The sequence below is a fragment of the Vallitaleaceae bacterium 9-2 genome, assembly GCA_038396585.1.
Lineage (GTDB): Bacteria > Bacillota > Clostridia > Lachnospirales > Vallitaleaceae > UBA1351.
This window is the reverse complement of record CP121691.1, coordinates 2298189-2313376: the sequence shown is the minus strand read 5'-3', so window position 1 is coordinate 2313376 and position 15188 is coordinate 2298189. Positions and strand designations below refer to the sequence as shown.

Below are 15188 nucleotides of genomic sequence, written 5' to 3'. Positions count from 1 at the left end.
CATGAATAAGTATTTGATTCTTATATCCGTGTCTGGTATACAAGAATATATTATGCAGTCTATAAAAACAGCTGATTTATTCAAGAATAGTCAGGCGGTTACTAGACAGATGAAGAGCTATATTGATTTTATAGAAGCCCAGTCAAATACAAAGTCGATTATTATTCCTCAAAATAAAGGTACACAGATACCTAATTATTGTCTTTTTGAATATTATTCTGACAAGAATCAATTTGAACTAGCGCTTTTTTTTGAAAAAAAACCCAAAAATGATAATGTGGACTTAGAAACATATATTAGTATCTATCCCTGGACAGATATAGAGGTAACCTATGACCGGGCGTATGAAGCAGTCTATGAACGCTTAGAGTTGTTAAAGGCTGATCGAGCCTATTCACTAATGCACGATGCACATCAAGAAGCTAATATAACTATAGTTACAGGCAAAAAGATTTGTATGAAATGCAAAAAACGACCAGTAGATGGACAAGAGACCCTATGTTCTTATTGTGAACATGCGTCAAATGACAATCATCCCTTCCCTTCGACAACAGATATAGCTGCGTGGAACACACTGCGGAATATGAGCGAAGCTAATTTCCAAGAAGTTAGTGCATCAAAAGAAAAATCACAAGAACGCATTACTAACGAGCTGTATAAAAAGGGAATTATTACGACGCCTTACTATGGAATTATACAGCTTGATGTGGATGATTTTGGAAAACATATGGCAGGAGCATATTTAGAAGAGGGCTCGGACTTGAAGCAGCATCAAATCATGCTAACAAAGCAAGTTCAAGAAATGAATAAGAGTATAGAATCCATAGTAAAAAAACGGGAAGAGGAAGTTAAAAAAAGATTTGATGCGATAAGCTTATGTAACAAGTTGCGCATATATATTGGAGGCGATGATGCCTTATTCTTTTGTCCGGTTCAGTATATTGAAAAAGTCTTAACAGAGATAAGAGAAGAACAGGATAAACTCAATAATTTATTACAAAAAGAAGGGTATAAAAAACTAGTGACGCTATCTGTCGCTGTAGTTATGACACATCATGAGACTGACTTTAGAAGTGCAATTAAACTCTCGCGTCATCAGTTGGAAGCAACCAAACACAAATATAGGTACAAAGGAAAAAATGGCTTGAGTTTAACCTTAAAACAGCGTTCAGGTGCCCTATATACTTCGTATTTACCTTATACATTGGCAGCATTAAGCACACTTGATGCTTTGAGTGCAAGAAAAGATAAAGAAGCAATTTCTCTTAGTAAAATACCACAACTAGAATATCAATTACGATTGTTGGGGAATACATTTGAAATCCATACACAAGAAGTTGCTTTTAAGAACATTATTAATAATGAGATAAAACGTATATCACAAGAGAGAACAAGTTCAATATCTGTTATATCATATACGAATCTAAAGACAATGTTAGATTTTTTTAAAGAATATGAGTACTCACATTTATACATTGATTGGGATGGTTTTTTCTCCCTATTTAAAGTGATAGAATGCATTCATAGAGAGGAGGTCAAGAGTAATGAAGAATAAAAAGTTGGAAGCGTTTAGCGGTATGATCATTCCTATGGATGTTCTGTTTTTTCGAGATATGACGCGATTCGAGAAAAAGCGTAGCAATGAAGTGCCTACTATGATTACACCCTATCCATCGACACTGTATGGAAGCTTATTTTCGTGCTTTTTAAGAGAGGGACTTTTTGAGACAGCCTTAGATTCAATACGCAATAAAAAGACACCACCGATGGACACATACCTTCAAATTGAAAAAAGTGGACTTTTTAGTCATCGTACATTTTGGATTCCGGCACCTATAGATTTATTTTATAATTCAAAAGCGATTAAAAAAGCTGAGTATAAAAAAATTGAAATCAGTGCGGAGAAATGGATATATCGACCATTGACACCCAAAGATGATATCTATGATACATATACACGAGCATCTCAAATGTATCTTTCCCAACAAGGGTTTAAACAGTATTGTAATAATGAAAAGATTGATAGTGAAAATCTGGTCTCATGGGAGAGGCTTTTTTGTATAGAAGAAAAAATAGGTATTGAAATAGAGCAAAATAATCGACAGGCAAAGGATAACCACCTTTATCGAATCGAACAAGTTGCTTTTAGAGATAGTCAGGCAAGATATGTTATGAGTGGACGAATGGAGTACTTACCTCAAAAAAACAATCGAGTACTTCAATTAGGTGGAGAAAGAAAAATGGCTTATATATATTGGCAAAAACAGGCACATCCTGTATTTGAACAGCCAATGTTTGAAACTAAAAGAAGTTATGTAAAGCTTATTCTTACAACACCCATGACCTATGCCGTACATGAAGCGCTTAGAGAAAAGCTGTGTAAAGATAACATAGAAGTGTGTGGCGGGGCATCAGAACGCCCCAAGCATATGGGTAGCTATAGTATGGCTGAAAACAAGGCAAATAATTTGCAAAAGATTTTGGCCCCAGGAAGTATCCTTATTCTTAAAAATACAGGAGGCAATAAAAATAACACAAAAGAATGGACTGAAAAGCTTACGGCTATTGTCAATCAACTCGAAGGAACATATAAGGGCTATAATCAATTTTTGATAGCACCTTTTGAGGGAGGAGAAGAATGCGTATGAATAAACATGATGAGGTATTTAAAGATGTGGAGAATTATGTTATCTGTTCTACCTTAAATCAAGTGGTTAACTACTTGCCATTGACGATGATAGATAATTGGAGAAATCCTTCCAGTCAATTATCTATCATTAATTTGACCAAAAAGATGAAAAGCGAAGCAAGTAGCAAGATGAAGCGGTTTGATAATCCCAAATGGGACGAAAACTTTAGCAAATATATTCAGAAAAAAAGTAATAATATGAAGTGTACAATAAAAAATGTGGAATTGGAAAATAATCTAAGTAATCTAACAAAAGAATTGGATGACACCTTTTATCAACAAGATACGCTAACAGCCGATTTAAAAAATCCTAAAAAATTATTGCCTAGGAAAACGTTATGGAATGTAACGGGAGGTCAGCGTAATCTGCTTTTAGATATTATGACTTGGGTGCAAAAGCAACAGAAGCGCCATGGTCAAGATGTTATTATGTATATGGAAGGGAACACACAACAGATATATTATACAAATTCTAATAAAGGTTGGGAATTTGAAGCGTTTTCGATAGATTATTCAAGAAGTGATATAATGCTGGATGGCATCCTTGAACTTGCAGGGTATACGACCAGTCAAACTTCAACAGTGAATTATTTAGAAAGTCCTATATCGGCAGAGGATGAAAAGGGTATCATGGAAAAGGCTTATCGACAGTTGAATCAAAAGGTACATCAGAAGGATACTGAAAAACAAGGTACTGAGTTTGTTGAAGATATATTACAATTGAATAAAAAGCCAAAAGTACTGGATGATATGTTAGTAAAGAGGGGTATGGAAGATGAATACATTGCTAGCATTAACGATGATATAAAAAAATATAAGAAAAATATGGGGGGATATTTGCTTGAAAAAATGGCTTTGGTTGCGACAAAAGATGCAATTCAATCCATTCATAGGGGGAAAGAGAAGTTTTTTACAGGTTTATATCATAGTGTAAACATCAAAAAAAGAGGTGATAAGTCAAAATATAGGTCGGATCTTTGTGAGTTTGATATTGTGATAACGACGGTTAGTGGGCAATTGGTGATTATTGAATGCAAAGCAGGAATTGCGCCATCAGATACATTAAAAGCTAGGATGTATACAGCGTATGAGACTGGTGGAGTCTATGGAAAACCTGTGTTGATAACGCCTTTGTCAAAAAAAGGATATGAGGAAATCGGTAATATGGCAAAAAAAGAAGACGATATAGAATATATTATGACCACAGTTCGTGCAGCATATCGTTCAAATATTCAGATTTGGGGTATAGATGAGATTCAGGAAAAACTTCTAGAACTTTATGAAGATATGGATTGGAGGGATAGACGATGACAATAACACGATTCTATCAAGCACTGACACCGATTCATGTTGGAGCCAGTTCGGGCAATAGTCAGATAGATATGCCGATTCAAAGAAATCATAGAGATGGGATGCCTAAAATTGATAGTACAACAATCAAAGGTGCATACCGCCATAAAACCCTTGGAAGCATAGGAGATACCCAGAAGCGACTTTATGGAGGAGATAGACAACCAGGTGTTTTAGCTTTTAGCGATTTGAACATGGTGGCTTTTCCTGTAGAATGTTCTGAAAAAATTCATGCTTTTATAACTTCGCGCCCTATATTGGAACAAATATATCAAGATATGCATTTGATAGACAAGGATACTCACACTGAACTTATGGACGATCTAAAGATGCTGATTACAGAAAGTGAAAGTAGAGATAGTATAGATAAAGCCCTCGTTTTCTCGACATATCCAGATAGAATGTATTTGGCGGATTATCCTTTTGAGTGTGTCTTGCTAAAAGATCTCACGTTTAAATCAGCTTTTTTTAAACATATTCAAGAACGATTGGTTATTTTGGCACACAACAATTTGGAGGTTTTTACCAACTTTTTTACAGAGCAAAAAACGCAAATTCGAGTTAGCGAGTCAACAGGTACGGCTAAGGATTCAGGGTTGTTTAGTGTAGAGTTATTGCCAGAAGGAACGATTTTTTATGGACATATTCATGGTTTTTCACAAGAGGTGTTTTATAAAAATAGTTCGAAGAAAGATAATAAGAATGAGATTAGTGAGCAAATCCTCTTGAAAAAGTGGCATCAACAGACGAGCAAAAATTTTCAGATGTTTGTTGGAGGTTGGACGACACTTGGAAAAGGTAGACTTAAGGTTATTGAGGAGGTAAATCATGAATATTGATAGCTTACCTATTCAGATGAATCGAAAACGGGCTTTATGGGCATATTATCATATCGAAGAAAAATGCAATAAAGAGTCAAAATCAGAGTTGAAATCTTTATGTCGGCGCCTTCCAATACTATTTAAAGAACATGGAATAATATCGACGTTGTGCTACTTAAAACAGCAAAAAGGTAAGGGGGATATAGAAGAAACATCACTTTACAATTGGTATATTGAATTCATTATAGGATTGCCTTTTATACAGGCGACTGATGAAAATGAATGTATAGTAGAGTTAATTAATGCATCACATACGCATCAAAGGCTTGTGCTGAAAGAAATATTAGAATATTCGATTTGGTTAAAAAATACGGCTGAAGCTATGGAGAGTGATTAAAAGTTCCAAGCATGAAAATTCTGACAATTATGGAAAGCATAGTCTAGCATGGCTTGACAAGTGATTAGTCTTGTGATTAACTAAAAAGAGAAAACACTTGGAAAAAAACGTGTGATAACCTGAAAATTGGGGGCAGAAAGAAATTTTCTGTTTTTGAGATGCCCTTTTTCCATTGGTTGAACAGTAACATACGATGTATTGAAATATAGGAACATCTTGGACATCGCCATGGTCAAGAACAGTTGAACAGTAACATACGATGTATTGAAATAACAGTTAACAGAACATTTTCCGACCAATGTTTTGTTGAACAGTAACATACGATGTATTGAAATTCGGAATTCCGATGCTAATTATTAATAACTGGGGCAGTTGAACAGTAACATACGATGTATTGAAATTATATCTCTTTCCCATGACCCATTGGCATATCCTTGGTTGAACAGTAACATACGATGTATTGAAATATACCAAAAATATATTCAGCCAATTCCATATTGCCTGTTGAACAGTAACATACGATGTATTGAAATGTTGTTCATCGTGAAGATATTTGAGGGGGTTCTTCAGTTGAACAGTAACATACGATGTATTGAATAACATACGATGTATTGAAATATGCCTACAATAAACATTCCGTCAAACATAGTGCCGGTTGAACAGTAACATACGATGTATTGAAATATTCTATCCATTTTTTCTCCCTTCGGATTCAACTTGGTTGAACAGTAACATACGATGTATTGAAATAATGATGTTGTTCAAACGGTTGATTCTGTAAAGACTGTTGAACAGTAACATACGATGTATTGAAATTCGGTTAGAAAGGCTGGATTGATACTGTTACCATTAGTTGAACAGTAACATACGATGTATTGAAATGATGCAAAGGAAGGTCCACTTTCGACGCTTACATTAGTTGAACAGTAACATACGATGTATTGAAATATGGCTAATTTACCCACAACGTTGTATTGAAATTTGTTAATGGTATTTTGACAAGAAAATGCTTTAGAGTTGAACAGTAACATACGATGTATTGAAATAGGCAGTATATAACAAATATACAGGATGGTCCATCTAGTTGAACCGTAACATCAAATGTACCTTTGCCCAAATATATGCGCTAGTTTTCAGAATAAAAATAATGTAAAAAACAGAAAAAACAGAAAAAACCATAATGATATTGACAAAAAAATGCTTATATGATTAGCTATATTATAGAAGATATAATAAAAAGGCATTTGTATAAAGAGTTAATAAATAATTGCATAGATATAAGACTATCTATAGAAGGGGAAAGATATGTTGATTTATGAGGTTGTGTTTACGGTTGTTCTTAAAAAGGACATACCTTATCTTAATAGCTTTACAGTTCTAAGTGAAGCGCTTAATTATTCCATGTTAAATAGTAGAGAACTTAAAAAAGCACATAAAGATTTAATGCCTAAGTACTATAATTTCTCAGGCTTATATCCTGTAGAGAAAAATAGGGCGTATCAAAAAGGTAGAATCTATGTTTTTCGTGTCCGATGTTTGGAAGAATCATTTGCCCACCAGATAATACAATGCATGAAAGCGTCAAGCTTTGAAGTGATGGATTTGATAGCAACGGATTTGAAAAAGAAAGACGAAGGTCATATACGAGAGTTGGTATCCATCACTCCGATTGTCTTAACATCGGATGAAGGCTATGTTCTTCCTGAACACAATCCTTTGGAATTTATTGAAAAACGTATCGTAGGGCTGCTAGAGAAAAAATACCATAACTATTATGAGGAAAAGATTCAAGTGTCTCAATTTTGCAAGGGTTTAATCAAGACCAATCGTATTCCAATTAAGATTCCCTATAAATCCATACATTTTCTGGCACATAAGGTGAAGATACAGATTGCAGATAATCCAGAAGCACAAAAGCTTGCCAATTTGGCACTTGCTACGGGAATTGGGGAGAAGACGTCACTTGGTATGGGGTACGTAGTGGCTAATTATTATAAGGAGGGGAAGCGATCATGATTGACCAATTAGTTCAGCAGTTTAGCCAGGCATATGAACAAAAAGGTGTTCGTTTAATTACGGATAATTATGTTTTGAAAAGCGGAGCATATGTACGATTGGATGATGAGGGAAATATACAGATAGTCAAGGTCTATAACAGCAAGGACGGGCATCTAGCGGATAAAGAATATGCATGGTTTGCAATGAGGGATTATTATTCAACGTTGATTGCAATGAATAAGCCGATTGATCCAACTAAAAAAATACATTCAAATAATTATTTGACATTTTTTATGAAAAAAGATCAGTTAATGGGAAAAGATGCTCTGGAAAAACATCAACTTCTTGATAGCATAGAAAAATATTATATAACACTTGAAGACCCCATTCAAAAATACAATTCAAAAAAGAAATCTTTGGAATTATACCATACCTTAGCGGTTCCGGTTGATTCAGATAAAGTAAAGATTAACAAGGCGATTATACTTGATAAACTGGACACCATACTTGCAGAACTTGAAGGAGTAGATTTTTCCAATTATATCAAGCTTTTTTTTGATGCGCCTTCTGAGCTATATCAACAAGAAGGACGACGATATTTTATCCCTAATCTGTATAATAAAAATGCATATAATAAGACTATCGACGGAAAAATCTATGGATTGACCAATAATAATATGGGACTTAATAGTAAGAAGCCATATTTAGAGCATAAGACTCGGGATAATACCATTCCTTTTTTTGTTGAAAGTCGCCAGATTCTTATGCACAAGTATTTTTTTGATTGGCTAGGGACAAGAAAAAGTGGTCCCTTATATATTAAAGGGGATTCGGATTTTGTAGAAGGGATTAGTGATCAGCGAGCATATGGGCAAAAGGGGTATCATTATATACAATTAGAGCAGGGCATGGCTCCTACAATTATCGACTATAGCTTTGTTCCATTTGTTGAAAAAGAAGCGCCTCTTATTGTAACCAATGTTCAAAGGGTAAGTCATGGAAGTGGCGAAGAACGACAACTTATGGAAGACTATATCCTTGAAGAGCCCTTTATGATCGAAAAAAAATTAGACCAGCTTATTTTTCAAGGGCGGTTACATTATGTCTATTATCAAGAGGCAAGCGATATCACAAAGATTAATCCGACTATGAAGCAGTTTTTATTAGCTTCTAGGGAAGGATTTAAGCAATACTTTCGCCTTGGGCAAAAAAACGGATTAAGATCTGCCTTAGAGATTCTGCCACACGCCATTTGCCAGCGCTTACACGATAAGGATTATCCAAAATGGAAGGCGGCAGAAGCCATGAATCTATATATAGCATTAATCAGTCAAAAAGGAGGGGATGAAGATATGGCAGGAAAAATACTTCAATTACGCAAGATGTTATCGACGAAATTAGAAGAACCGGTAACCCAAGATTGTGACACGGATGATGAGTTTTATTATCTATCAGGACAAATCATTAGTTATATGCTAGACCGTTCAAAATCGCAATCGACAAAGCACAGCATGGCCAATATGTTTTTAGAAACAAAACGTCCGGCGCAATTGATCAAGGAGATACGCTTTGCCTTTATGAAATACAATCATGATATTTCGCGAAATTATCGTAAGTTTAATAACGCTATGGCAATGATTCAAGCCTATACATGTACGGATAACAAAGTGGATGTAAAGATGCTGTTAACAGGCTATACAGCGAGTAACCTATTCTATGAAAAAGTGGGAGGTAATGCAGATGAATAAGCGCGTCTATGGAGTTGTTGGGGTCAAGAGTATTATGTCAAACTGGAACGCTGACTTTACGGGAAGACCTAAGACCACCAGTGATGATATGATTTTTGGAAGTGATAAAGCGTTAAAGTATAGCATGAAAAAATATTGGGAAACTCAAGGAGAAAGCATACTATATATTAAGTCCCATGTGATTGGTAAAGATGGAAAATTACAGCCTAGAACGCTGGAAGGACGCTACAGTCAGCTCTTTGGACCGCTTGAGAAAAACACTCCGTCAACAGAGGTTCTCGTAAACCTTTTTTCAGCGCTTGATGTGATGTGTTTTGGAGCAACATTTGCGGAAAAAGGTAACAATATATCGATTACAGGAGCGATTCAAGTTGGACAAGGATTTAATAAATATGAGCATAGCGAAGTAGAAGTCCAGGATATTTTATCCCCATTTAGTACGGGAGATGACAAAGATAATTCCACATTGGGGAAAAAGATTGTCAGCAATGAAGCCCATTATTTTTATCCGGTTGTGATTAATCCTTTGGCTTATGAGGGATACAAAGAACTCATTGATAACTTTGAAGGATTTACAGAAGCGGCGTATACATCCTTTGTAGATGCGTCACTGACTTCGGCAACAGCCCTTGCGACCAATAGTAAAGTTGGATGTGAAAATGAGTTTACTATGTTCGTTGAAACCGACATCGACACTTATTTACCAAGTCTTTCCGAATATATTTCTTTTGAGAAAAAGGATGACCTTGATATTATTCGCTTTGAAAAACCGGAGCTATTAGACCGTGAAGATATTCAGCGTATTCAACTCTATTACAATCCATATTCTGTCAAAGTGGAGGGGATAACAGGGGATAAGGTGAAGCATATGAGTATTTTTACGAAAGAAGTGATCTAAATGATAGGGTTACAGTTTACGTTAACAGGAAGAACAGCCATGTTTAAGCAACCGGATGTGAACGAGTTTGTCTACATGACCTATGGGCATATTCATAAAGTCGCTGTCTATGGAATGCTTGGGGCAATGCTGGGGCTCAATGGTTATGAGGAGCACTATCGATACAATCAAGAGCACAAAGTGGCAAAAGAATTTCCGGATTTTTATGATCGGTTGCGGTCCTTGGAGGTGGCGATTGAACCTCTGACTTCAAATGGAATGTTTTCAAAAAAAATGCAGGTTTTTAATAATAGTGTAGGTTATGCGAGTAAGGAACAAGGTGGGAATCTGGTGGTTCGAGAGTATTGGTTGGAAGAGCCGCAGTGGAGAATCTATCTCTATACAGACGATACAAAGTTAATGGATATATTAAAGGCGCATGTGCTACATAATAAATGTACCTACGTTCCATATCTAGGTAAAAATGATCATCCGGCGACCATATTAAATGCCAAGGAAGTGGAGTTTAAGCTGATAGAAAAAGTGACGCTATGTCATAGTTTGTTTGTGCTTGATAATGTTACCTTTAATAGTGATCGAAGCATGCGAGGACCTAGACAAGCCCTTTATCTATACAAGGAGCAGCTGCCGGTAGGCTTAACCAAACGACCGAATCGATATATCCTAAAAACATTGGTGGCAACCAATCAGACAATAAGCAAGTATCCTGCACAATCAGTTTTTTATTCTTGCGAGGAAAAGACTATTCAGTTTATTTAGAGGGGAATAGAGATGTATAAGTTATATGTGGACATTGAAGAGTATATACAAGAGTTTCATCGCTTTGAAGCGCATACACAGTTGGGAAAAAAAGCTGAAAAACTCAAGGCGCATATGACCTTAACGCAACAATACCTGGAACGTGCATTGAATGAAAGTGATTTAAAAGCATGTATTAAGAACATCATAGATCAAAGCGGTTTGTCGACACAGGCAAAGGACTTTGTATATAAAGCGTTTGTTAACGGGATTTATCTACATGATTTAGGCAAGATAAATCCTGCTTTTCAATGGAAAAAAATGCATAATCCCGACTTTAAAGATGTAGAGGGGCGCTCAAGTGACAGCAAGCATTCGATGCTTTCAACTTTTTTGTACTACTGGATTATGCAACGAGAAATGGACAAGGTCAAGGCGAGAGATGGTTTAGACCCATCAGAGATGGGTGCCTGTGATTACATGGTGTATCTTTTTGGGTATATGATTAGTAAACACCATGGACAACTCGATAGCCTGATAGACTTTGCGTATCGTTGGGACAAATTCATCGAGCAAGTCGCTAACAATACATTGGAGATTAAGACAAAACTAGAGGGGTTAAACCTACCGATTGAAGACATCTTATACGAGATGTATAGGTCTTACATAGAAAAAAATATAAAATGTATTGATGCAAAATCCTTTAGTGAGGGACAAAACTATGTTTTGACGAGGCTTTTTTATTCGCTGTTGATAACGTGTGATTATGCCGCAACAGGTGAATTTGTCTCAGAGGTATATGTTCCGATTCATGAGATGGGAAGGCTTCAGGATGTCTTGAAGGAGTGTCTGTATACATATCGCCATTCAGGACTTTATCAGAAGATTAATCACTATAGGCAACAAGGGACGAAGGGTATACCAAAGTCGATTAATGACTTGCGAAGTGAACTTTTTTTAGAAGCAGAGCAAAGCTACATTCAAGAACCGAATCAGTCCATATATTACTTAGAGGCGCCGACAGGAAGCGGCAAGACCAATACCTCCCTTAATCTAGCATTAAAAATGTGTGAGCAAAATAAGGCGACGAATAAACTCCTATATATATTTCCTTTTAATACCTTGATTGAACAGACAGAACAAGCGCTTATAGATGCTTTAGATGGTGTGATTAAACCACAGGTGCTTAACTCGATTACACCCATCCCATCAATGCATCCAGACGAAAAAGCCAATGATTATAATAAGGAGTATATGAACTTTTTATTTATGCATTATCCATTAGTGGTGACAACCCATGTACAATTTTTCAAGCTCTTATTTGACACAAAAAAAGAGGCTAATATTCCGTTTGCAAAGTTAGTGAACAGTGTGGTTATTATAGATGAGATTCAAAGCTATTCTATTCGTTTGTGGAAAGAGATCATTCATTTTTTTGATCTATACGGAAAACTTCTCAATATGAAACTAATCATTATGTCGGCGACCTTACCTAAACTTAATACGCTCTTAGACACAGAAGTGGCAAGCTATACCAATCTGATTAAAAATCCTGAGACATATTTTTTGCATCCGGTGTTTAAAAACCGTGTAAAATTGGACTATAGTTTAGTCGATACGCCGTTGTTTTTAGGAAAAGAAAAAGACTTTGAGCAATTATTGGCACATATTGTATCTATAAGAGAGGAACGAGGACCTACTAAAATACTTGTTGAGTTTTTAACGGTTAAATCTGCAATGTTTTTTTATGACGAACTGATACGCCAAAGAGATAAGCTGCCTCAAAGAATGGAAATCTTGGGATTGACAGGGCGTGACAATCGAAGTACACGTCGACATATTCTTGAGCAAGTAAAGGGTAATCTCTTGGATTGTATCTTAGTGACGACACAAGTTATTGAAGCCGGAGTGGATATTGATATGGATGTTGGCTATAAGTCAATCGCATATCTAGATGCCGATGAGCAATTTTTAGGAAGAGTTAACCGTTCGTGTAAAAAAGAAGGTAGCGTGGTGTATTTTTTTGATATGGATGAAGCAAAGGTTATTTATAAAAAAGATCATCGTATGCAGTTTAACCTGCGAATGGAAAAGTACCGACAGATTCTATTGGAGAAAGATTTTTATCAATTTTATGTCGAAGTATTACAAGAGGTTCAGCGAGAAAAAGAGCAATATAATGAAGCGAATTTTAAACATGTAAAAAATAAAGTGCAAATGTTGGATTACCAAGGGATTCATCAGCACATGGCACTTATTGAGGAAAAAGATACCATAACACTTTTCATTAACACAAACGAAGACATAACTATTGACGGAGTGAGCACTACAATACGCGGCGATGAAGTTTGGCAAAATTACAAAGATTTATTGGAAGATCAAAAGATGCCATATGCCAAAAAGCAAATCAAGTTATCGTATGTACGTAGCCAGATGGACTATTTTTGTTATCAGATTTATACGCCGAAAATGCGCAATGGATATAGGCGGCAGGCGAGTGGCTTTCAAGATCGTATTGGTGATCTTTTGTACTTGGACGATGGGGAGCGTTACATAAAAGATGGACATTTTGATTTGATGGAAGCGATGAAGTTATTTGAAGATGCATTCACAGAAGATGATTTTATGTAGGTGATAAGGATGAAAGTTAATGGAACGTTGATTAATTATTATTTTCATTGTAAGCGCCAATGTTATTTGGCGGGCAATCGACTGAATCTTGAGGATAATTCAGAAGATGTACAGATTGGGCGAGTGCTACATCAGTTGGAATTGGAAAAGAGCAAGGTTCATGAGCTGGCTGTTGAAAATATACGGATTGATAAGTTGACTCAAGAGTATCTTGTTGAAATCAAAAAGTCAGATGCAGATATGGAAGCGGTCCAGTGGCAAGTTCTTTTTTATCTGCATATTCTTAAACAAAAAGGAATCAATCGAAAAGGAAAAATAGAAATACTTGAGACCAAAAAGCAAGCAAAAAAATACATTATGTTGAATTGACGGATGTATTAGAAGATGATTTGCTACAGCTAATACAGGATATTGAATCTTTAATCTCAGGAACGCTTGTTCCGGATGTTTTAGATAAACCGACATGTAAAAAATGTGCCTATTATGAATATTGCTATTTGTAGCAATAGATAGGAGGAGAAAATGGGGAAGACAAAGTATATATTTTCAACAGGAGAATTAAAAAGACGGGAAAATAGTATTAGTTTCCGAGATACTTCCGGTCGCTTGACCCATATGCCGATTGAGAATATTCGAGAGCTATATTTATTCAATGAGGTGACAATCAACACAAAATTACTACAGGTTTTAAGTATGGCAGGAATCGTCATGCATTTTTTTGACTACTATGGACATTATATCGGAACATATTATCCCAAAGACTACTTACTAAGTGGACGGCTAAAAGTTCAGCAAGCATTGGCGTACTCGGATGATAGAAGATTGGAAATTGCTAGGGAAATCGTAAGAGGAACTGCAGAAAATATATCTGCGTTATTGTATCATTACTATCGTCATGAAAAAAAGGAAGTAAAGCCAGTTATAGATTTTTGTGGGGAAATCTCTAATTGGTTAAGACCAGCACAAGATATTCGACAGATTATGTCTGTTGAAGGAAAACTGTGGTCTCTATTTTATGGCACTTTTCCGATGGTTTTACATGAAGACTTTGTTTTTTCAAAACGGGTACGGCGACCACCGGATAATCCAATCAATGCACTCATCTCGTTTTTGAATTCAATGTTATACGCCAAAACAATAACTATGCTATATCACACCCATCTGGATCAAACGATAAGTTTTCTTCATGAACCGTCAGAAGCTAGATTTTCGCTAAGCTTAGACTTGGCAGAAGTATTTAAGTCGGAGTTAGTTTTTAAGACGATTTTTGACTTGGTCAACAATCGAAAACTTCGTGTGGATAAACATTTTGACAGCGCTTTAAATTACTGCTTACTCAATGAAGCTGGCCGCAAAATCGTAATCAAAGCATTTGAGGAACGCATATCAACAACGTTTGAACATAGTCGATTACATCGAAAAGTTCGATATGAGACAGCTATTAAATATGAAGGATATAAAATGATTAAATACTTGATGGAAGGTAAAGCGTATCATGCGTTTTCAGTGAACAAAAAATGTTAATTGAGTTTAAGGAAAATTAAGGAGAAAGAGATGGAGCGATCCAAAAAAAATTATGGATATGTATTTGTCTTCTATGATGTCGGAGAAAAAAGAGTTGGAAAAGTCTTTAAAATTTGCAAAAAATATCTTCAGCACCATCAATTATCAGTGTTTCGAGGTGAGATTACACCATCAAAATTAATGCGTTTAAAAAAAGAAATATGCACTATTATTGACCCCGAAGAAGATCACATAACAATCATAAAAATGTTGGGAGAATATATGTTTGATGAGGAAATTATTGGAACGAGTAAAAAAGAACCGGAAGATGGTTTGTTCATTTAATGCATAAAACCATACATACTTTCCAGGTGTGAATATTCTGACAAATTCGTAAATAGCCTATGTATATAGT

General features: G+C 35.7%; 12 protein-coding genes, 1 pseudogene and 1 CRISPR repeat array. All 13 genes and pseudogenes read left to right on the top strand.

Annotated features, from left to right (window positions below; translation table 11 throughout):
* The first annotated feature begins 1 nt into the window (after position 1).
* The 13 genes and pseudogenes from QBE53_10890 to cas2 all read left to right on the top strand — a co-directional run bounded on the left by QBE53_10890 (position 2) and on the right by cas2 (position 15118).
* On the top strand, positions 2–1555 hold the full coding sequence (locus QBE53_10890) for a hypothetical protein (protein WZL80310.1): 1554 nt from the start codon (positions 2–4) through the stop codon (positions 1553–1555).
* Positions 1545–2648: a type III-B CRISPR module-associated Cmr3 family protein gene (locus QBE53_10885; GenBank protein WZL80309.1), complete on the top strand. Its 1104-nt coding sequence runs from the start codon at positions 1545–1547 to the stop codon at positions 2646–2648. Before QBE53_10890 ends, QBE53_10885 begins: the two co-directional genes overlap by 11 nt.
* Positions 2639–4000, top strand: coding sequence for a hypothetical protein (locus QBE53_10880; GenBank protein ID WZL80308.1), 1362 nt, complete (start codon positions 2639–2641; stop codon positions 3998–4000). The genes QBE53_10885 and QBE53_10880 overlap by 10 nt, the downstream gene beginning before the upstream one ends.
* A complete protein-coding gene (cmr4, locus tag QBE53_10875) occupies positions 3997–4878 on the top strand; it encodes a type III-B CRISPR module RAMP protein Cmr4 (GenBank protein WZL80307.1) in 882 nt (293 codons plus the stop codon). The genes QBE53_10880 and cmr4 overlap by 4 nt, the downstream gene beginning before the upstream one ends.
* Complete coding sequence (cmr5, locus tag QBE53_10870) at positions 4868–5257, top strand: type III-B CRISPR module-associated protein Cmr5 (GenBank protein ID WZL80306.1); 390 nt, start codon at positions 4868–4870, stop codon at positions 5255–5257. Before cmr4 ends, cmr5 begins: the two co-directional genes overlap by 11 nt.
* 175 nt (positions 5258–5432) lie before the next feature.
* A CRISPR array of direct repeats spans positions 5433–6205; the repeat unit is 30 nt; unit sequence GTTGAACAGTAACATACGATGTATTGAAAT.
* A 357-nt stretch (positions 6206–6562) separates the two neighbouring features.
* Positions 6563–7273 carry a CRISPR-associated endoribonuclease Cas6 gene (gene cas6, locus QBE53_10865; GenBank protein ID WZL80305.1) on the top strand — a complete coding sequence of 237 codons (711 nt, stop codon included), beginning with the start codon at positions 6563–6565 and terminating at the stop codon, positions 7271–7273.
* Positions 7270–9003 (top strand): hypothetical protein, encoded by a 1734-nt coding sequence (locus tag QBE53_10860; GenBank protein ID WZL80304.1) that lies wholly within the window; start codon positions 7270–7272, stop codon positions 9001–9003. Before cas6 ends, QBE53_10860 begins: the two co-directional genes overlap by 4 nt.
* A complete protein-coding gene (locus tag QBE53_10855) occupies positions 8996–9901 on the top strand; it encodes a type I CRISPR-associated protein Cas7 (protein WZL80303.1) in 906 nt (301 codons plus the stop codon). The genes QBE53_10860 and QBE53_10855 overlap by 8 nt, the downstream gene beginning before the upstream one ends.
* A complete protein-coding gene (cas5b, locus tag QBE53_10850; GenBank protein ID WZL80302.1) occupies positions 9902–10660 on the top strand; it encodes a type I-B CRISPR-associated protein Cas5b in 759 nt (252 codons plus the stop codon).
* A gap of 12 nt (positions 10661–10672) precedes the next feature.
* A complete protein-coding gene (cas3, locus tag QBE53_10845) occupies positions 10673–13270 on the top strand; it encodes a CRISPR-associated helicase Cas3' (protein ID WZL80301.1) in 2598 nt (865 codons plus the stop codon).
* Between the two features lie 9 nt (positions 13271–13279).
* Positions 13280–13773 (top strand): annotated as a pseudogene (gene cas4 / locus QBE53_10840) (CRISPR-associated protein Cas4).
* Between the two features lie 19 nt (positions 13774–13792).
* A complete protein-coding gene (gene cas1b / locus QBE53_10835) occupies positions 13793–14794 on the top strand; it encodes a type I-B CRISPR-associated endonuclease Cas1b (protein WZL80300.1) in 1002 nt (333 codons plus the stop codon).
* Between the two features lie 30 nt (positions 14795–14824).
* Positions 14825–15118, top strand: a complete 294-nt coding sequence (gene cas2 / locus QBE53_10830; protein ID WZL80299.1) for a CRISPR-associated endonuclease Cas2 — start codon at positions 14825–14827, stop codon at positions 15116–15118.
* Positions 15119–15188: the final 70 nt, after the last annotated feature.